This window comes from Pseudomonas trivialis (genome assembly GCF_001439805.1).
GTDB lineage: Bacteria > Pseudomonadota > Gammaproteobacteria > Pseudomonadales > Pseudomonadaceae > Aquipseudomonas > Aquipseudomonas trivialis.
The window spans coordinates 55,342-71,626 of record NZ_JYLK01000011.1; the positions used below are offsets into that span (position 1 = coordinate 55,342).

At 56.2% G+C, this 16,285-nt stretch carries 25 protein-coding genes; 16 read left to right on the forward strand and 9 right to left on the reverse strand.

The window, feature by feature from the left end:
* Positions 1 to 15: 15 nt before the first annotated feature.
* The 3 genes from TU79_RS16510 to TU79_RS16520 all read right to left on the reverse strand — a co-directional run bounded on the left by TU79_RS16510 (position 16) and on the right by TU79_RS16520 (position 2,518).
* Positions 16 to 603 (reverse strand): hypothetical protein, encoded by a 588-nt coding sequence (locus TU79_RS16510; RefSeq protein WP_057008978.1) that lies wholly within the window; start codon positions 601 to 603, stop codon positions 16 to 18.
* Between the two features lie 30 nt (positions 604 to 633).
* On the reverse strand, positions 634 to 1,092 hold the full coding sequence (locus TU79_RS16515; protein WP_057008979.1) for a hypothetical protein: 459 nt from the start codon (positions 1,090 to 1,092) through the stop codon (positions 634 to 636).
* Between the two features lie 934 nt (positions 1,093 to 2,026).
* On the reverse strand, positions 2,027 to 2,518 hold the full coding sequence (locus TU79_RS16520) for an HNH endonuclease (protein ID WP_057008980.1): 492 nt from the start codon (positions 2,516 to 2,518) through the stop codon (positions 2,027 to 2,029).
* Between the two features lie 553 nt (positions 2,519 to 3,071).
* Between TU79_RS16520 and TU79_RS16525 the strand changes: the two genes are divergently transcribed.
* Positions 3,072 to 3,335: a DUF1654 domain-containing protein gene (locus TU79_RS16525; RefSeq protein WP_057008981.1), complete on the forward strand. Its 264-nt coding sequence runs from the start codon at positions 3,072 to 3,074 to the stop codon at positions 3,333 to 3,335.
* A gap of 48 nt (positions 3,336 to 3,383) precedes the next feature.
* Here TU79_RS16525 and TU79_RS16530 read toward each other — a convergent pair whose 3' ends face one another.
* The 6 genes from TU79_RS16530 to TU79_RS16555 form a co-directional block, all read right to left on the reverse strand.
* Positions 3,384 to 3,863, reverse strand: a complete 480-nt coding sequence (locus tag TU79_RS16530) for a hypothetical protein (protein ID WP_057008982.1) — start codon at positions 3,861 to 3,863, stop codon at positions 3,384 to 3,386.
* 136 nt (positions 3,864 to 3,999) lie between these two features.
* A complete protein-coding gene (locus tag TU79_RS16535; protein ID WP_083342406.1) occupies positions 4,000 to 4,470 on the reverse strand; it encodes a hypothetical protein in 471 nt (156 codons plus the stop codon).
* 93 nt (positions 4,471 to 4,563) lie between these two features.
* Positions 4,564 to 6,078 carry an ATP-dependent nuclease gene (locus tag TU79_RS16540; RefSeq protein ID WP_057008984.1) on the reverse strand — a complete coding sequence of 505 codons (1,515 nt, stop codon included), beginning with the start codon at positions 6,076 to 6,078 and terminating at the stop codon, positions 4,564 to 4,566.
* Positions 6,079 to 6,188: 110 nt separating this feature from the next.
* Positions 6,189 to 6,401 carry a hypothetical protein gene (locus tag TU79_RS16545; protein ID WP_057008985.1) on the reverse strand — a complete coding sequence of 71 codons (213 nt, stop codon included), beginning with the start codon at positions 6,399 to 6,401 and terminating at the stop codon, positions 6,189 to 6,191.
* Positions 6,398 to 6,643 (reverse strand): hypothetical protein, encoded by a 246-nt coding sequence (locus TU79_RS16550; protein WP_057008986.1) that lies wholly within the window; start codon positions 6,641 to 6,643, stop codon positions 6,398 to 6,400. The genes TU79_RS16545 and TU79_RS16550 overlap by 4 nt, the downstream gene beginning before the upstream one ends.
* A 4-nt stretch (positions 6,644 to 6,647) precedes the next feature.
* Complete coding sequence (locus TU79_RS16555) at positions 6,648 to 7,484, reverse strand: S24 family peptidase (protein WP_057009110.1); 837 nt, start codon at positions 7,482 to 7,484, stop codon at positions 6,648 to 6,650.
* Positions 7,485 to 7,596: 112 nt separating this feature from the next.
* On the opposite strand from TU79_RS16555, the gene TU79_RS16560 reads away from it, so the two are divergent.
* The 15 genes from TU79_RS16560 (at position 7,597) to TU79_RS16630 (ending at position 16,277) form a co-directional block, all read left to right on the forward strand.
* Positions 7,597 to 7,833, forward strand: coding sequence for a helix-turn-helix domain-containing protein (locus tag TU79_RS16560; RefSeq protein WP_017479602.1), 237 nt, complete (start codon positions 7,597 to 7,599; stop codon positions 7,831 to 7,833).
* Positions 7,834 to 7,915: 82 nt separating this feature from the next.
* Positions 7,916 to 8,338 carry a phage regulatory CII family protein gene (locus tag TU79_RS16565; protein ID WP_003175051.1) on the forward strand — a complete coding sequence of 141 codons (423 nt, stop codon included), beginning with the start codon at positions 7,916 to 7,918 and terminating at the stop codon, positions 8,336 to 8,338.
* A gap of 69 nt (positions 8,339 to 8,407) precedes the next feature.
* On the forward strand, positions 8,408 to 9,232 hold the full coding sequence (locus tag TU79_RS16570; protein WP_057008987.1) for a hypothetical protein: 825 nt from the start codon (positions 8,408 to 8,410) through the stop codon (positions 9,230 to 9,232).
* A gap of 1 nt (position 9,233) precedes the next feature.
* Positions 9,234 to 10,214, forward strand: a complete 981-nt coding sequence (locus TU79_RS16575; RefSeq protein ID WP_057008988.1) for a hypothetical protein — start codon at positions 9,234 to 9,236, stop codon at positions 10,212 to 10,214.
* Positions 10,189 to 10,965 (forward strand): hypothetical protein, encoded by a 777-nt coding sequence (locus tag TU79_RS16580; protein WP_057008989.1) that lies wholly within the window; start codon positions 10,189 to 10,191, stop codon positions 10,963 to 10,965. The genes TU79_RS16575 and TU79_RS16580 overlap by 26 nt, the downstream gene beginning before the upstream one ends.
* Complete coding sequence (locus TU79_RS16585) at positions 10,962 to 11,150, forward strand: DUF1382 family protein (protein ID WP_057008990.1); 189 nt, start codon at positions 10,962 to 10,964, stop codon at positions 11,148 to 11,150. Before TU79_RS16580 ends, TU79_RS16585 begins: the two co-directional genes overlap by 4 nt.
* Positions 11,147 to 11,422: a phiTE_015 family protein gene (locus tag TU79_RS16590; RefSeq protein ID WP_057008991.1), complete on the forward strand. Its 276-nt coding sequence runs from the start codon at positions 11,147 to 11,149 to the stop codon at positions 11,420 to 11,422. The genes TU79_RS16585 and TU79_RS16590 overlap by 4 nt, the downstream gene beginning before the upstream one ends.
* Positions 11,419 to 12,255, forward strand: a complete 837-nt coding sequence (locus TU79_RS16595; protein ID WP_057008992.1) for a hypothetical protein — start codon at positions 11,419 to 11,421, stop codon at positions 12,253 to 12,255. Before TU79_RS16590 ends, TU79_RS16595 begins: the two co-directional genes overlap by 4 nt.
* Positions 12,256 to 12,508: 253 nt before the next feature.
* Positions 12,509 to 13,024 carry a hypothetical protein gene (locus TU79_RS16600; RefSeq protein WP_057008993.1) on the forward strand — a complete coding sequence of 172 codons (516 nt, stop codon included), beginning with the start codon at positions 12,509 to 12,511 and terminating at the stop codon, positions 13,022 to 13,024.
* Positions 13,021 to 13,353, forward strand: a complete 333-nt coding sequence (locus TU79_RS16605; protein WP_057008994.1) for a hypothetical protein — start codon at positions 13,021 to 13,023, stop codon at positions 13,351 to 13,353. The genes TU79_RS16600 and TU79_RS16605 overlap by 4 nt, the downstream gene beginning before the upstream one ends.
* Complete coding sequence (locus tag TU79_RS16610; RefSeq protein ID WP_057008995.1) at positions 13,350 to 13,955, forward strand: recombination protein NinG; 606 nt, start codon at positions 13,350 to 13,352, stop codon at positions 13,953 to 13,955. Before TU79_RS16605 ends, TU79_RS16610 begins: the two co-directional genes overlap by 4 nt.
* Positions 13,952 to 14,533: a hypothetical protein gene (locus TU79_RS16615; RefSeq protein ID WP_057008996.1), complete on the forward strand. Its 582-nt coding sequence runs from the start codon at positions 13,952 to 13,954 to the stop codon at positions 14,531 to 14,533. Before TU79_RS16610 ends, TU79_RS16615 begins: the two co-directional genes overlap by 4 nt.
* Before the next feature lie 73 nt (positions 14,534 to 14,606).
* Complete coding sequence (locus TU79_RS16620) at positions 14,607 to 15,158, forward strand: HNH endonuclease signature motif containing protein (protein WP_082638548.1); 552 nt, start codon at positions 14,607 to 14,609, stop codon at positions 15,156 to 15,158.
* 439 nt (positions 15,159 to 15,597) lie between these two features.
* A complete protein-coding gene (locus tag TU79_RS16625) occupies positions 15,598 to 15,936 on the forward strand; it encodes a hypothetical protein (RefSeq protein WP_003175039.1) in 339 nt (112 codons plus the stop codon).
* A complete protein-coding gene (locus TU79_RS16630) occupies positions 15,933 to 16,277 on the forward strand; it encodes a hypothetical protein (RefSeq protein WP_057008998.1) in 345 nt (114 codons plus the stop codon). The genes TU79_RS16625 and TU79_RS16630 overlap by 4 nt, the downstream gene beginning before the upstream one ends.
* The last annotated feature ends 8 nt before the right edge of the window (positions 16,278 to 16,285 follow it).

A 16,285-nucleotide genomic window follows, 5' to 3' on the forward strand; every position in this document is an offset into this window, starting at 1 on the left:
CTCCAGTGTTTGGGGTTAGGCGTCTGCGGCAATGTCCGCGAGGATTTGAGATTTGCGCTTCTCGAAGCGAGCGCTCCAGGTTGGCCTTCCATCTACGCGCCAGATGGTCGCGCCACGCTTGCGGAGCTTCCGGGCACGAGCCGGAGAAATTCGATTCCCCCATCCCTCGGTGCGGTAAATGGCTTCCCAGTACTCGACGGTCTCGCGCTTGTCGTACTTGTAGTACCTGCTGCTCGGCTTGTTTTGGGACAGCCAGTCCTCTATCAGTGACCTCGCGACGGTGGCGCCACTGAAAACGTAGCAACTCTCCAGTGACTCACGGGTGCCAATGCCAGCATGAAGCGTGGGTACACCAGGATCGCCGCCGCAATCCCAGACCTGACCTTTGCACTCCAGGGTCGAGCCGTCAGTGAGATTGATGGTGAAAGAGCGGCCCGCAAACGCATCACGGGTTCCAGGCGCAATCTTCATGAAGTCGAAGAAGCCATCGTGGCTCGAAACAAGCAGGTTGCCGGTGCGCTCGTATACAAGGCGCGGCATTTCATCCAGCAGCAGGAAAATCTGCCCCTGCTTGGTTTTGATCACATCCAAAATCTTTGGCATTTCGGGAACTCCATTCGTTGGTTCACCCGGTTAGGCGGCTACCGGCTGATTCATCAGTTCGGCGTAGGCGTTGAGCGCTTCTTCGCGGGTATCGCCGAATGCGTAGTTGGCCGACGACTGCAGGTCTTCAAACCCTTCACCTACCACGCACCACGCACTGCCATCCTTCATCACGCGGATGGCCCACCAAGGCTTCTGGAATCCGTCAGTGCGGCAGGTGTTGCAGGCCCAGGTGCCGCCGTAGACGAAGCCTGTCTGCTTGCACTGGCCGTGCGGGAATGGGTGGATGAAGTAGATCTGGCCGGCGCGGACCAATTCGTCCGCCTTGTCCCAGCCCTGTCCACGCTCAAAGCGAGCCGGGCCATCAGCTGTTGCATTGCGCTCAACGCCATGGACGCGTGAATTGAAGCCGCCGAGAAAATTGCCGCTGAGCAGGCTTGCGTCGAAGATTTGGTCCGCCATGCGGATACGGTTCGTTTGCTGTTTCATGGTCAACTCCGATTGTTGGTTCACCTGTATTCGTCAACACACATTCCTCCCGCTGGTTGCCGATGGGCGCGGGGGAGGAGTGCTGACGGGTAGAGGCGCAATAAAGAAAGCCCGGTTGGACGTCCGGGCTTTCGGATGCAGTGGTTTGTATTTTTGGGGCGGGACCATCAGCGCCAGAACTCAGACAGACCCGATCTAGAACGCCAGCGCTCACGATGGAAGCGCAAGGGACCGGTTGGCAGGCCGTCATCAGATGGCGGTTCTGGCCGCGCATGGCTGAGCGCTGCGCCGATCAGGATCAGTAGGAGCATGGTGATCTCCGGTTGGGTTGGGTGATGCAGATGACCGGAGCTGATCCCGGCAGGACTATTAGCGGCCTTAGTGACACCGGAGTTTCACCGGGGCGAAGGTTTCAGCCGCTTATTCTTGGACTCGCCGTGGCCATCTGGGCGCTTACTCACTCTACCGGCCACGATTCCCGCGATCCCTCAGGTCTTACACTTGCCCGTCAGCCCGGGCATTCATCTGCGTGTTGCTGTGATGCAGGTGGGCGGTTATAGGCCGCAGTTTCGTCCGCATCGGGGTGTGATCTGGCCGGTGCTGGTCTCCGGCTTTCCAGTTGTGTCCGCCGCGCCAAAGGCGAAGCCTGTCTGGTACAGGTGCGGAACAATTGCGCATCAGCCTGCGCAGTCAGATCACACCCCGATGCGCTCTCTATAGAGAGGATCGGGCAGTTAACGTCAGTGCTGACGTGGCGCTGGTTGACCATTTAAACGCTCTGCGAAATGCCCCAGCTGCAGGCCAGGAACACGGCTACAAAGCCGATCACTACGAGCCAGGCGGCCCAGGTAAGGTTTGGCATGGTGTATCTCCGGGTTGTTTTCCCGCTGCCCACCGCTCTGGATGGGCATCAGTGAAAAGGTCCGTCATGCTGTTATGCGTGCTTTGCAAACTCTCCGTGCATCGCTAAGCGCGTCGAACGCACCCATTCGGCCGCCTCTGAAAGCGTTATGAATGTCGCGCTTTTGCGCGTCTTGTTGGCGATAACCTGAGCCTCAAAGCGGCCATTCTTGGTAATGCGAACACCCTTGACGCCTACCTTGTTGTCCGAGCGGATGTTCACGTTTTGCCGATTCTGCGATTGATCACAAACCCGCAGATTCGCCCAGCGGTTGTCTGATCGGATGCCGTTGATATGGTCGACCTCGCACTCAGGCGTGGAGCCGGTCATCCATAGGACGGCAAGCCTGTGAGCTGATACCTGTTTGCCGAGCAGACTTATTCGTCGGTACCCGGCTGTGTCGGTTGATCCAGCTATTGAGTCCTTCGGTGAATTTGCGTTGGGTGATTTGGCCCAACTGAACACCCCTGTCTCAGGGTCATACTTAACGAACTCGAAGAATCGCTTCACCATTGCTTCATTCATGGTCTTTCTCCTTTTCCCGGATGGCCCTGTCTCCAAGGCCATCGAGGAAAATTTGTTCTCTCCACCACGCGCGGCGCCTGAGTCCTCTCTTTGGCCAGGTCACACATTTCGTGTCCGGTGTTCTTCCTGGCTGGCTTGCGTGGTTTCGCGTACTCACATTAGGGAGTACGGCCAGTTCCAGAGCTGGCGTGGAGATCGAATTTATTGTTCGCACTGTGCCCGTTGCCGGGGATCGATCTGCGAAGGTCCTGAGCTGTTAAAGAGCTGGTCAGGCCCTGAGGCCCTGGCGAGTCCCTGTTTGGGCTCGATGGAGTTAATTTAGCCTCAAGCTAAAATTGCGTCAATAGCTCTAAGCTAAATATTTAGCGGTGGGCGAAATTAATCATCGGCCCTTTGATGCTTAAGGCCTTGATGACCGGCCGTCTGAGCGCCTTACACAGCGCTTAGCATTACGATATGATTTTTTACTGATCTGTATATATATACAGTATTTTTGGGGGTGAGAATCGTGGCTAAAACGGCGAATCAAAAAGGAAATAAGGAAATAAGCGGGATGGAGCGCCTTGCGCTGCGCGCCTCATCGATGATCAACCATCCGGTGGCGCAGGCGCAGCGCTGGGTGACGATCCATCGCCTGGACACGGATGGGGACAGGGAATGGGAAGAGGTGCTTGGCGTCATCGCCAGTACGGACGAGCTAGAGCTGACGCTCAATGATGACGGCAGCGTGACTGTGAGATGGGAGCAGCAGGAGGTAGAGGTGGCTGGGAGGGGAGAGCCTGCATTTGAGCGGGAAGAAGAGGCGGCGCCTTTTTGATTGACATGAAAAAGCCCGCGCCCGGCGGGCTTTGTTAGGAGGTTGATTTTACTTTGTCGCGTCGAGAACCTTGCGCATGCCCTCCATATCACTTTGGGAAATCTTCCCCTCAGTGCCGCAGACTTGAAACTCTATGAGCTTGGCCGAGGCAAGCCGCTGCAGGTTTGCCCGGTCCACCTGCTTATCGAAGCGTTCAATCGTTGCAGATCCAGCGCTCGTTGCTGAGTATTCATATTCCAGATAGGGATCAATCACCCCATCGACCAGCCAGTTGGTGTGATGGCATTCCCGGAATTCTGCGCTGTCCCCCCATGTAATTAGCTGCACCTTGTAATACCCAGGTCCTGGCGAGCCTTTTAAATATAGGGCAACCGTAGAAAATGAAAATTCATTGGCCTGCGCAGGCAAAGAATCCCACCTCACCGCTCTATTGCCGGTGAACCTATCAGTCTCGTCCTTGAATACGCCAGCACTTGCCGAGATCGAGAATAAAAAGGCAACTGCTGCGATTGGTGCGCGGTAACGCATGGCATCCCTCCCGTAATTGAGCCAGCACCCTACCATTCGTGGCGCACAGCCACCATTGGAGGGGTAGGGCAGATACAAGAAGCCCGGCGCTATGCCGGGCTCGATGATCGCTGCTTACGCTTCTACCGCCAAGGTATCAGCCCTGACAAGCACCAGGATCTTTGTAAGCTTCGCACCATGCGGCCTTCAGAAGGACTTTGCATTCGGCGTCGTATTTTTCACGTAGCTTGGCAGTGCCAGCTGGTGTCATCGGCCCGGGTATCTCGTTGCGCAAGTCCACCAATCTTTGCGCAACTTCGTCCTGAGCCTGCGGGGTATCGCCAGCATGAACCAGAAGCGCGTAGAAAGCTTTTGAGGAAAGCTTGCGGCTTATGTCGGGCTGATCACCAGCTACTGAAAGCAATTCGTAGTAGGCCGCGCAGTGGAGGTCTCTCTCTTTTGGGGTTTCTGCTTGGGCGGCGAAGGAAATGCAGGTGAAGAGGGCGCAGAAGGCCAGTGGGATCGAGGATAGGTGCATGAAAACGAGTCCATTCGAGAGGGGCGAATATTTTATCAGCTCAGATGCCAGATACAAGAAGCCCGGCGCTAGGCCGGGTTCAATATGCATTGGAACGACTGTTTTTGCCGAGACCAGAGCTCTGCGCGACGAAATGCCTGCGAGCAGTAGGGGGGCTCGCAGGTTTTGGTCGGCTAAATTGGATCAATATTCCTTGGAACCTAGAACCACCTCTTGGGATTCCTTTGGTAGATAATTATCGAAACCAGCAGCGAAATCTTTTAATTCCTCCGGATAGCAGCGCCCCCATAGACTTAAGAAAGCCTCTTTGACCCTAGCTTCCGGAACTAGGCCAAGTCGCTTGCCTATTTGCGAAAAAATTGTGTGCTCATCGCGATTTGTATTGGCAACGCTCCGAACTATATCTTCGATTTCAGACGCTTTTTCATATGGTCTAAGCAAAGCTACTGCTAATTCGCCTGATATATCAGCCAGCTTGGCTAGTACTTTGTTGAAAATGTATCTCTCTGGGCTCTCGCCTGGAAGTTTGAAGATCAGCTGCGACGGGCTATTTATATATTTTGAGTCTCCGTCAAGTATGCAGATAGACTTCTGTACTGAGGCTGGATTTATATTGTGGTCCTTGTGAACCCGTTGAGCGGTACCGTCTCCTTCCATCGCATAAATGCCTATTGCATCAACAGCGACACCACTCACGTTTCGCAAAATTTCTTCCACCCACATTTTTGCGAATCGATCCTCCACAAATATTGCGAGGCGGGAGTCAACTACACCACTAATTGCTCTCAGAGAGGCAATGTCTAACTTTCCTTGATAAAGCTTCCCTCGAATGGCCGCCCAAATTGCTTTGTCAGGCAGAGGCTTCAATGCATCATTCGAATGGCTCGTGAAAATCACCTGTATCTTTCGCCGATTCGCGAGGTCAATTAGATATTCTACAAGGCGAATTGTCGCCAAAGGATGAAGCCCGTTTTCAATTTCTTCAATAAGAACGAGAGATTGTTCAGGCATGGTTTCAAGCTCGACAATCATGCGTATGATGCTTGACTCTCCGGCTCCAAAATGAAACTCGGAGTATTTATCACCTTTCGCCGTTTGCCCTGCTAATAGTGTGATCTTTCCTTTAGCATCGATTTTCAGGAAGCTAAATTCACTTACGTCTTTGTCAAGGATAGTCGCGACTGCCTGAGCTGCTTCTGCTGGCATAGTGCTGATCGCAGATGGCTTTACGTCAAACTTTCTTGACATGCATTTAGCGAGGTCTGGACGCTCGGTTGCTGGTACTGTCCTAGAAACGCCAAATACCCTGGTTTTTCTAGACAGCGCTTCACGACTCCATCTGAAGTTTGTGAATTTTGCAGTTCGCTTTATCGAGTCCTGCTGTCGTACATCTCTATCAATAATCTCGTATTCAATTTTCCAGTTCTGCATGCTTTCATCGAATCTGCCACTTTTTGAGAAAAATAATGAAGGCTTTATGTCTTTATATGCTAACGCCGCAGCCCCAAGCAATGTGGTTTTCCCCCCTCCATTGGGGCCAATGAGGGCAGTCACAGGAAAGTCAAAGGTCAATACTGTATTCTCGTATCCCCGAGCTTTCTCTATGATTATTTTGTATATGTATTTCTTATAATTTCTCTTTTGGACTCTTTCAAACAGACCAGTGATTTCGCTGTCTCTTATTTCGCTCTGATACATAGTCTTCAATCCCTTGTAAGCTACAGCGCTGTTAATTTTTATGATATCTGGGTATCAACAAAGCGACTCGTAAATACAACGCACGCAAATCCAATCAGATCTTCATTTAACTAGGCACCATAGAACTGATTCAGCGCTATCAGCTCAACCACCGCCACGATGGTGCAAAGCACAACGAATCCAGGGCTGAACACCCGCTTGCGGCCTGATGAGCCCCAGCTAAGACCAGCTGCGTCGGAGTATCCGGGTATCATCATAAGCAGCGCCAGCCAAGCAATGACCCCAACCTTGCTCCAGAAGCTCTGCTCGCGCCATGCAGTCATTTTTTCTGTTCCGCAGACCGGCTTATCCGACTCGCCTTCACTTCATCCGCATAACCGGCAAGCTTGTCCTCGGCATCCGGAAAGCTTCCAATGATCGTGAGCAGCTCCCTGGCATCACGCTCAAACCCTGCATCAGACAGCCGCTCCGCAATCCTCATCAGCTCTACGGCTGACCACTTGAGGTCGGAGGCGACGCCTTGTAGGTCGCGTTTTAGGTCTTGGTTTGGCTTTGTCAGAGACATAGCGTCACACCGGTTTCCCGTTCCACACATAAAGCACCCTAGCCAGGATGTGAGTGTCATCCACGCGGATCTCTTCGATGTCGTGATGCTTGTTGTCCGAGATCATCTTGAAGCGGTCTTTGCCTTTCTTCTGCAGGCGCTTCACGTACAGCATGTCGTCGTGCGAGAAGAGATAGATTCCGTCGCCGGTGAACTCCCGGATCGTGATATCCACGAGCAGCGGGTCGCGATCTTTGATCGTCGGCGCCATGGACTGACCCCACCCGGTGATCATCTTCAAGTGAAAGTGCTCTTTGAAGGTGAGGCCCAGATCGCGCAGGTGCTTAGGGCTGACCCTGATGTCCTGGAGCATTTCAGGGTATTCGTGCGGGATCTGGCCGCCACCCATCGCGGCGCGCACATCGTAGTGCGCAATCCACACTTCGTCACCGACCTGGCCTGGGCGAGAGAAGTCGACGGTAATGACGTTGCTTGTCTCGTCAGCCGCCGCAATGATCCGGTCACGAGCGGTGCCCGTTAATCCTTTGACCCTCGAAAGCATCTGCTTTATCTGGTCTGCTGCGGTCTGCGCTGAAGCCTCACCTGGCTCGTCGCCCGATATCTGATCGTCGCCCAGAGTCATCGACTCCCCCAGAGATATGGAATCGAACCAACCTCTGGGCAGCTTCTCGATCGCCTCAATTCTCCGCGCTACGTCGTCTCCCAAATTCTTCGCAGTCTTGTCCGACAAAATCTGACTCAGGTGCGCAGGGGCCATCCCCCAGCGCTCGGCGCACGCGCCTTTCCGCTGGGTTCCTATGAGGCTGATCAGTTTCTGCTTGCGAATCGCATAAATATCCATGCGGGCAAGAATGCCAGCGTTTAGCTCAATGCTAAATGTGCTCAAAGCTAAATATTCCTTGCTGATATATTAGCCATAAGCTAAATTTCTCCTATGTTTAAGGAGAGATTCCATGAATGACCATCTGCGTGACTGGCTCGCCAGCGCTTCAAACGAACGGCGCCAGTCAGTGGCTGCCGCCGCTAAGACAACGGTAGGCCACCTCTGGCAGTTAGCAGGTGGTCACCGAAAGGCCTCGGCCGATCTGGCGGAACGCCTTCAAGACGCATCTGGTGGCGAAATCACTATCGCAGGTCTCCGCCCTGATCTTCTCGACCTGGCACATAAAGTCCTGCGCGGCGCCGCCTGACAACCCTGTCCGCCGTTCCATTGAGCAAATGATCGCCTCTGCACCTGCGGGGCGCCACGGAAACAAATTTGAGGTTTTACGAATGGAAGACTTTTTGGATGCATGCCAGGCAGCAGTGAAGGGCAACGAGCCCAAATCCCTGGCTGCAAAGATGGGTGTTCCGCACGTGAGCCTCCTGCAGCGCGCCAACCCTGACAACGATGCTCATCGCCTGACGGTTGAGCATCTGTTCGGGATCTTGCTGCACACCGGTGACATGCGCCCGCTTGCAGTTCTGGCCGCAGAGTTCGGCTTTGACCTGGTGGCGAAGACAGAACCCAAGCCGGAAGCACTCACCAAGTCGCTGATCAATGTCGCGAAGGAAGTGGCCGACCTGACCATCGCCGTTCATGAGGCGCTAGGCGACAACCACGTCAGCACCTTCGAGAAGAACCTGATCCGTCAAGAGATCAGCCACGTTCGCCAAAGCCTGGACGTGATGGATGCGTCGGTTAAGGCGGCCTGAATTTCAAACACAAAAAAGCCACCGGACGAGGGTGGCTTTTTCTACAGCGGCAAACATCTGGAGCGAATCATGCACCAACACACAGAATCGATCAATACCCCCAACAATCTCGCGCCACGATTTTCGCAATCGGAAAACGTGGCGCGCGGTGTTTCCATGTCCAGCCTTGAGCTGGTGGACTTTATCAACTCCAAACGCGAGAAGGGTCAGCCTACCCTGACGCACAAGAACCTGATCGCCAAAGTGCCGCGTGTTCTTGGCGCCGATCAATCGGCTAAATTTTCAGCCGATTACCTTGATGCCCGTAGCCGCGTACAAAAGTGCTTTGTGTTCCCTAAGCGTGAAGCCTGCCTGATCGCCATGTCGTACAGCTACGAGCTTCAGGCGTTGGTGTTCGATCGCATGACGGCGCTTGAGGATCGTGAGCGAGCCCGCGCACTGCCGAGCAACCCCAAGATCATCGGCGAACTCGCCGTTCTGGAATGCTTCGACCGCCTGCTGAAGCCTGCGAACTCCAGCAAGATGATGATGCTGGCCAAGATCGCCGCCAACAACGGCCTGGACGCCAAGTTTCTTCCAGGCTATGCAGTGGACGCCGCCCCTGACGCCGCTGGCGGCTCTTCGATGCCTACCAAGGCAATCACCGCCCTGATCAAAGATCACGCCATCGCCAGCACAGGCCGCGCCTTCAACCTTGCATTGGAGGTTCACGGCTTCCTCAAGGTCCTCCAGCGCAAAAACTCCAAGCAGGAAATGGTGGATTTCTGGTCCGTGACCGAGAAGGGCCTGGCCTACGGAAAAAACCTCACCAGCCCTCAATGCCCCCGCGAGACGCAGCCTCACTGGTACGTGGATCGCTTCCTTGAATTGGCCGCAAAGGTCGGGAAGGCCTGACATGCAATACACCCTTACGATTAATCAGGTGAAGGCGCTGGAATGGGGGCTGAATTCTCAGCAAGCCCTGCTGTTCGCTTTCGTCTACGGCTGCCCGAGCTGGACCAAGCCAATCAAGACTGATAACGGGATCTTCTTCGCGCTGAGCAAGGCCAAGATCGTCGAGGAGCTACCGCTGCTCACTGATAAGCCAGACACCGCTTACCGAATGCTGAAAGCCCTTGAAGAAGCTGGTTTGATTGAGCTTTCCAGCACGTCAAACATCACGCTCTTTCGCCTTACCGAGAAGGCCGTCGAGTGGAACCAAAAGCTGGATGGGTCGGAAAAATATCCGACCCCGCCAAAAAACAAAGGTCGGAAAAATATCCGATCTACCTCGGATAAATCTCCGAGCGAGGTCGGAAAAAAATCCGTGCAAGGGTCGGATAAATATCCGACAAATCAGGATACCAATCATCAGGATACCAATCAGGGTACCAATCACAGCTTGCCGGAAGGCTCGGACAAGCCGAACCAATCCGGCGTATTAGTGCTGGTGGTTGATCAACCCGATGCGCCCCGCGTCGAAATCCCCGCCGACATGCCAGGACCAAAAGACCAGACCTGTAAAACGTTCAAGGCCTGGGCGAACTACGCAATGGCCTACCGCAAGCGGTACCAGTGCTGGCCGGTATGGAACGCAGCGGCAGGCGGAATGCTCGGCAAGCTGGTGGAAAGCCTTGGTATCGACGTCGCTCACAGCGTTGCTGCGTACTACCTCACGGTCAATGACGCCCGAATCGTCAACGACTGCCACAGCCTGAAAAACCTGATCGGCAAGGCTGATGCGTACCACACCATGTGGCTCACCGGCCGCCAGATGAATTCCCGTACCGCCCGCCAGATCGAAGATACCCAAGCCAACTTCAACGCAGGCCAAGAGGCCAGTCGCAGCATTCTGGACGGGGGTGAGAGCAATGCTTTCCTACGCCGAAACCGCTGAACTGAGCATGGCCATCTGTGCCACTGCTGAAACTCTTGGGCAAGTGCTGAGCGCGCCAGCCGCCAAGCTGATGGCCGAGGACCTGGCCGAACACCCGATGGACGTGATCGCTAACGCACTTTGGTCATGCCGCCGCGAGCTGACTGGGAAGCTGACCTTGGCCGCGATCCTCCAGCGCGTCCAGGCCGCTGACGGCCGTCCGGGCAAGGACGAGGCGTGGGCCATTGCCATGACCACGAACGACGAATACGAAACCGTGGTGCTGACCGATGAAATCCAGTTGGCCCTGGCCGCTGCCAAGCCTGTGCTCGATGCCGGGGACAAGATTGGGGCCCGTATGGCGTTCATCAGCGCGTACGAGCGGTTTGTCGGCCAATCCCGAGAGGATGCCAAGCCTGTGAACTGGCACGTCTCCGTAGGATTCGACGCGAGCCGTCGCATTCAAGCCGTCACCAAGGCCATTGAGCTCAAGCGCATCCCCCGAGAGAGCGGCCAGAAGTACCTCGCAGACCTGAGTGTCGCTCCTGTCACTGAGGATGGGCGCGCGATTGCTGGGCTGCTCACCGGCGCCGTCACCCAGCCAGCCCCAGTGCTGCGTGAAAAGCTGCAGCTGGTGAAGTCCTCGATGCTGGAAATGCGCAGGGCCAGCGAAGAGCGAAAGATCGAACTGCGGATTGAAGCAGCCAACGAATTGGCAGACCGCCGCGCGCTGCTGATCAAGCAGGCACAGGAATTGGAGTCACGAGCATGAAGCGAGCAAACCCAGCACAGCTACGCCAATCCCTTGAGATGGCTAACACCATGGTCAAGCACGGCATTCGTTTCGTGTGCATGCCGGTGGTGGATGAGGCGGACTTAGCCAATCTCGCCAGCCAGGCCGCCGAGCGCTTTGAGCGCATGGCATTGATCGCAGAAGCAGCGGAGAAGCGGACATGAACGACAAGATGCGTGAAGAGTTTGAAGTATGGGCCATTTCTGACGCTGCTGAGTGCGGAATGGATTTGGATTTTCGGTTTGAGGCGGTGGCCGGTTGGTACTTGGGGAGAAGCGGAAAGCATATGAATTTGGCCTGGGCGGCATGGCAGGCATCCCGAGATGCGCTGGCAATCGATCTGCCGCAGCAATCCGGCGCCAACCGCGACTGGAATCAGGCTATCCGCTACTGCCAGCAAGCCATCGAAGCCGCAGGCCTGAAGGTGAAGCCATGAGAACCTACAGCGAATTGAATTCGAAGGCCGATGCCGCGCTTTCGGAGCTTGCTGAATCTGGCGTGCGCTGGCCAGAAGGCGATGACTGGTTTGAGCCGGAGCTTTGCAGTGCAGAGCTGGAATTCGTCAAGGCTGCAAGCCCTCAAGTCATCAAGGCCTTGATCGCCCAGAACGAGCGGCTGCTCAAGCTCCTTGAGCGAGCCGTAGAGCAGCATGTGCCGCTGACTGATCTTGAAGGCGTGCCGGGGTGGAGCCGAGTAGTTGAGCTTGTCGAAGTTGTCACCGATCGCGACCACCTCAAGGCTGAACTTGAAATTCAGAAAGATTACGGCAAGGACCAGCGCTGGCAATTTGATCAGCAATCAGCTGATCTAAAAAAGGCTGATATTCAAATAGACCAGCTCAAGGCCGAGACCGAGGAACTTGGCCGCTATCTCTGCACCTGCCGGGACTGCGGAGGGGAAGGGGCGCTGCACACTGGTGACTGGCATTCCTACGGCCACATGGAACCGCCAGAGCCAGTTATGGAGAAGTGCGGGGAGTGCGACGGAACAGGCTTGATCGGGGAAATCCAGGACCTGTACCAGGTGATAACGGAGCGCGACCAACTCCGCGCCGAAGTCGCCGGCCTCAAGACCGGCTACGAAGCCTACGAGCGGGTGAATGCTGAGCTGAAGGCTGAGAACGAGGCGCTGCGCAAGGATGCTGAAAGGTATCGCTGGCTGCGGGACAGTGAGTGTGCGGGAAGAATCGTGCGTGATATGGGTGCGAAGGTCTGTCGTCACGCTGATCAGCGTATTGACGCCGCCATGGGCAAGGGAGAGCAGTCATGACTGACTTGAATCAACTTTCGGCGTCGGCTCGATCCGCAGCAATGCGCGGTGGCACTGCTGGCTGGGGGCACGTCGGCGGCTTGGCTGAGCACATCCTGTACATGGAAGTGCGCCCAAAGCGCCGCGGCCGTCAGCCTAAGTGCCATTGCGGCTGTGGGACGCCTAAAACGCATCTCGGCAAGGCCAATGGCGTGGCCCTCACGGGCGGCTGTGAATTCTACGTCCGGCGCTGGGTTAAAGCGGGAGGTAGGCCATGACCAAATCAGCCAAGCCCCGCCCAATGCCCGTGTACCTGGTGCTGCGCCGCCTGGTCGATCCAGCCACCGGCAAGGAGGTGGCCGCGTTCGTGCCGTCCTCCGACGCGGACCGCTCGATCCTGCGGGAGCGTGATTTTCGGATCAACACGAAGATCCGCGCCGACCTCAAGCAGCCGCGCAACCCACGGTTCAACGGTTTGGTCCATGGACTGGGCCGAGTGCTGAGCCAGAACATCGACCGGTTCTCTGGCAAGCAGTCCCACGACGCTATCAAGGCCCTGCAACTGGAGTCGGGCGTGTACTGCGACGAGGAAGCGTTCGACATCCCTGGCCTGGGCCAGCTCACCCGCAAGACACCCCGAAGCCTTTCCTACGACTCAATGGGGGAGGAGACATTCCAAGACTTCTGGCGACAGTGCTGCGCGTACCTGGTGCTGCATGACTGGCCGACGCTCACCGAAGAGCGCTTGACCGAAATGGCCGAGTTCGAAGCATTCAAGGAGGCCGCATGAGCGAAATAAACTGGTTTGTTTGGTGGGTCGTTGGATGCGGCCTTGTATTCAACGGATGGCTGGTTTGGAACTTGGCCAAAGTGTGTGGCCATCTGATCTACACCGCGGTCGCCGCCGCATCGTTCACTCGGTTCTGCTGGGCATGCGGGAAAGTCCACGGGTTTAAGGGCCGAAAATTCCCATCGTGGGTATATGCACCACAGGTTTGGTTCGGGTTCTTCACTGTTTCGCTTGGCGCAAGCCCCGGCTCGATCAATCACATGGGCGGTGCCGGTGTGTGGAATGGGATCGGCAACTGGACGGTGTTCCCCGCCAAGGAGGCTGTATGAACATCGAACGGAAGCCGGCCAAGCCGAAGAAATGCCGCGTTGCTACGTGCAGGGCCTCATTCGTCCCTTCGCGCATGGGTCAGGCTGTGTGCAGCCCGGCGTGCGCAATCATCGACGCGCCCAGGCATGAACCGAAGGCACGCAAGGCTCTGGCCGACATCGAGCGCCAGGACATCAAGGTCCGCAAGGAGAAGCTGAAGAGCAGGGCGGATCACCTCCGCGAAACCCAGGCGGCGGTGAACGAGTACGTGCGCCTGCGTGACGCCCACCTGCCGTGCATCAGCTGCGACTCGACGCCGAACGACAGCGACCTCATGACCGGCAGCCGCTGGGACGCTGGGCACTACCGATCCGTCGGCGCCTGTCCGGAACTGCGCTTCGAACCGCTCAACATCCACCGGCAATGCGTGAAGTGCAACCGCAACCTATCTGGCAACGCCGTGGAGTACCGCATTCGCCTGGTGCTGCGCATCGGCGCCGAGAAGGTGGCCTGGCTGGAAGGCCTGCACCCGCCGTGCAAGTTCACCGTGGAAGAGATCAAGGCCATCAAGGCGACGTACCGGGCAAAGACCAGAGAACTGAAAAAGGGGCAGGTAGCATGAAGATCAACTCAGCGCGCCAAGCGTGGCATGACTGCAATTACAACCCAGCCCCCGGCCAGAACTCTGATGTCGTCCAGCTTGGCGTGGTGGTGCAGAACACCGAGCGCGGGCCAACGGCAAACCACGCGGTGCACGGGGCGTTGGCTGGGCATATCCAGTCGGCAATTTCCCGGCTGCACCCGCAGATCCGCGTATTCGGTGACTTCATGTACGCCGCCGAGCAAAGCGACGACATCCGAGAGGCGGCTGAAGAGGTTGCGTTCCTCATGGTGCAGAACAGATCGCCACGGATGACGACGGCCAAACGCGAGAAGCTGGAATATGTGGTCAAGGGCGTCATGCGGCGGTACCGGCACATGCACCAGGGCGGGCAGTCGTCGAACGAAGACCCGCTGGCCAACGCCGAGAAATTCCGGGCATGGATGTGGCAGGTCTACGGCGTGCGCCTAGAGTCGTGCAATTGGGAGCGTGATTGGGGTGGTGTTCTGCAGCTGATCTTCGAGTGCTGCGAGGATCTGGACCGGCGCGCACTGAGTCCGGTTGCCGCCGTAATTTACGAAATGCGCGAGGCCGCATGAGGGCCTATTGCGTTCCCGTGCGGCTGGTGGCATTATCTCGCCATCCTGATAATTTTGCCTTCGGCAACCTGCCATGAATTTAAATAAAATTTGCGGTCTGGTTGCATACGACGAGTCGTCTCATACTGGATTGAGATGGCTTGTTGATAGAAGGGGTTCTGTTCGAAAGGGCGATCCTGCTGGGTCGCTTCTTGAACATGCGAAGACCGGTCGAAAATGTTGGCAGATTCAGTTGGGGGGAGTAGTCCAGCTGGCTCATCGAGTGATTTACTCCTTGATAACTGGCGACCAGATCCCTGACGGGGTGCAGGTCGACCATATCGACGGTGATCCCACCAACAATAAATTCGACAATCTTCGCCTGGTCGAAGCCGTTGGCAACATGCGCAACAAATCCCAGTACGCCACCAACACCACGGGGACGACCGGCGTTAGCCTGACCAGCAAAGGCTACTACCAAGCGTCGGCCCAAGGGATTGATGGAAAGTCGATGTACAAGTGTTTCTCCCGGAAAAAGCTTGGAGATGCGCAAGCGTTAAAGATGGCCTCTGAGTGGAGAGCGAGCCGGATGGCAGAGCTCAATGCGCAGGGTGCTGGATATACCGAAAGGCACTTGTCACACTGAGTGCGTTGATCCAAGAAAACCCGACCATAGCGTCGGGTTTTTGCGTTTATGGGCGGTATTCTTGTCCGAATCCTGCGCACACGGGGCAGGTACGACCCTCTTCACGACCAGATCCTGAGCATCGGGTGCATGTATGCAAATCATTCGGCCCAATGGAATGAAGCGCACCCTTGCAGCGTTGGCCGCCTCCAATATCTGACAAACAAGCATCGTTTGAATGCCTGGCGCTAGGTCTTCCGCATGATCTGCAGGCTGAGTTAGGCATCGATCGCATAGAAATTCACCCTAATACAATTTTCATTAATTGTAGCGCACCTATTCAGGGCCTCTGCACATGCGGGGGCTTTTTCGTTTTCGGCTCCACCACACCCATTGCTCCGAGCTGGGAGTGCTGTGTGAGCCGATTCAATTCCCAAACATGCCCCACGGAGTAGAGCGCATGGAGTATTTACAGCGCCTGCTCGACAAGATCGACAGGTTCGAATTGTTGATTGCGGGCCTGATTGGGGCCGTTGTTGCGAGCTGGTGGCACAAGGACGACTTGTCCGACTGGCGAGCCTGGATGGTGTTCTTGGTCACCGGGGTTGCCTGCTCTCTGTACCTGACGAGCATGGTCAGCGCCTACCTGAATGTTACTGAGCCGAAGATCGTCGCCGGCATCGGCTTCTTGCTGGGCACGTTCGGCGGTTCGCTTCTGGCAGCAATCAACCGAGCCATCAAAGCCGCTGACCTCTGGGCGCTCATCCGCCAGCGGTTCGGGGGAGGCAACCCACCATGAATCTTGAACTGATCAACTCCATCGCCTGCGGCCTGGTAGCGCTGTGGGCCACCTGGTGCGTACTGAGCGGTAAGGTGAGAGACGGAATCCTGGGCAAGCTGATCTATTCGGCCATTGCCATCAGCGGGTTCGTCGTGATGACCCGCAGCCAAAACATCTTCTTTGGCCCGACCAGTGCTGGCCTGACGCTGCATGTATCCCTGGCCCTGGCCGGTGCCCGCCACATCTTCATGGTCACTTACTGGCAGCCGGTTAAAGCCTGGCTGTGTCGCACGCTCAACTGCGAGCACTGCATGAGCTGTGACAAGGCGCCTGGTGGTGTCGAGCGCCGGGGCAAGTAACAGACACG

Bases quoted from the DNA above. Each gene is read 5' to 3' on its own strand.
- TU79_RS16625 (WP_003175039.1), top strand. From the start codon at position 15,598: ATGGAGTATTTACAGCGCCTGCTCGACAAGATCGACAGGTTCGAATTG.
- TU79_RS16535 (WP_083342406.1), bottom strand. From the start codon at position 4,470: ATGCATATTGAACCCGGCCTAGCGCCGGGCTTCTTGTATCTGGCATCT.
- TU79_RS16605 (WP_057008994.1), top strand. From the start codon at position 13,021: ATGAGCGAAATAAACTGGTTTGTTTGGTGGGTCGTTGGATGCGGCCTT.
- TU79_RS16515 (WP_057008979.1), bottom strand. From the start codon at position 1,092: ATGAAACAGCAAACGAACCGTATCCGCATGGCGGACCAAATCTTCGAC.
- TU79_RS16570 (WP_057008987.1), top strand. From the start codon at position 8,408: ATGCACCAACACACAGAATCGATCAATACCCCCAACAATCTCGCGCCA.
- TU79_RS16560 (WP_017479602.1), top strand. From the start codon at position 7,597: ATGAATGACCATCTGCGTGACTGGCTCGCCAGCGCTTCAAACGAACGG.
- TU79_RS16545 (WP_057008985.1), bottom strand. From the start codon at position 6,401: ATGACTGCATGGCGCGAGCAGAGCTTCTGGAGCAAGGTTGGGGTCATT.
- TU79_RS16600 (WP_057008993.1), top strand. From the start codon at position 12,509: ATGACCAAATCAGCCAAGCCCCGCCCAATGCCCGTGTACCTGGTGCTG.
- TU79_RS16620 (WP_082638548.1), top strand. From the start codon at position 14,607: ATGAATTTAAATAAAATTTGCGGTCTGGTTGCATACGACGAGTCGTCT.
- TU79_RS16630 (WP_057008998.1), top strand. From the start codon at position 15,933: ATGAATCTTGAACTGATCAACTCCATCGCCTGCGGCCTGGTAGCGCTG.
- TU79_RS16565 (WP_003175051.1), top strand. From the start codon at position 7,916: ATGGAAGACTTTTTGGATGCATGCCAGGCAGCAGTGAAGGGCAACGAG.
- TU79_RS16510 (WP_057008978.1), bottom strand. From the start codon at position 603: ATGCCAAAGATTTTGGATGTGATCAAAACCAAGCAGGGGCAGATTTTC.
- TU79_RS16520 (WP_057008980.1), bottom strand. From the start codon at position 2,518: ATGAATGAAGCAATGGTGAAGCGATTCTTCGAGTTCGTTAAGTATGAC.
- TU79_RS16540 (WP_057008984.1), bottom strand. From the start codon at position 6,078: ATGTATCAGAGCGAAATAAGAGACAGCGAAATCACTGGTCTGTTTGAA.
- TU79_RS16595 (WP_057008992.1), top strand. From the start codon at position 11,419: ATGAGAACCTACAGCGAATTGAATTCGAAGGCCGATGCCGCGCTTTCG.
- TU79_RS16530 (WP_057008982.1), bottom strand. From the start codon at position 3,863: ATGCGTTACCGCGCACCAATCGCAGCAGTTGCCTTTTTATTCTCGATC.
- TU79_RS16615 (WP_057008996.1), top strand. From the start codon at position 13,952: ATGAAGATCAACTCAGCGCGCCAAGCGTGGCATGACTGCAATTACAAC.
- TU79_RS16585 (WP_057008990.1), top strand. From the start codon at position 10,962: ATGAAGCGAGCAAACCCAGCACAGCTACGCCAATCCCTTGAGATGGCT.
- TU79_RS16525 (WP_057008981.1), top strand. From the start codon at position 3,072: ATGGAGCGCCTTGCGCTGCGCGCCTCATCGATGATCAACCATCCGGTG.
- TU79_RS16610 (WP_057008995.1), top strand. From the start codon at position 13,350: ATGAACATCGAACGGAAGCCGGCCAAGCCGAAGAAATGCCGCGTTGCT.
- TU79_RS16580 (WP_057008989.1), top strand. From the start codon at position 10,189: ATGCTTTCCTACGCCGAAACCGCTGAACTGAGCATGGCCATCTGTGCC.
- TU79_RS16555 (WP_057009110.1), bottom strand. From the start codon at position 7,484: ATGGATATTTATGCGATTCGCAAGCAGAAACTGATCAGCCTCATAGGA.
- TU79_RS16550 (WP_057008986.1), bottom strand. From the start codon at position 6,643: ATGTCTCTGACAAAGCCAAACCAAGACCTAAAACGCGACCTACAAGGC.
- TU79_RS16575 (WP_057008988.1), top strand. From the start codon at position 9,234: ATGCAATACACCCTTACGATTAATCAGGTGAAGGCGCTGGAATGGGGG.
- TU79_RS16590 (WP_057008991.1), top strand. From the start codon at position 11,147: ATGAACGACAAGATGCGTGAAGAGTTTGAAGTATGGGCCATTTCTGAC.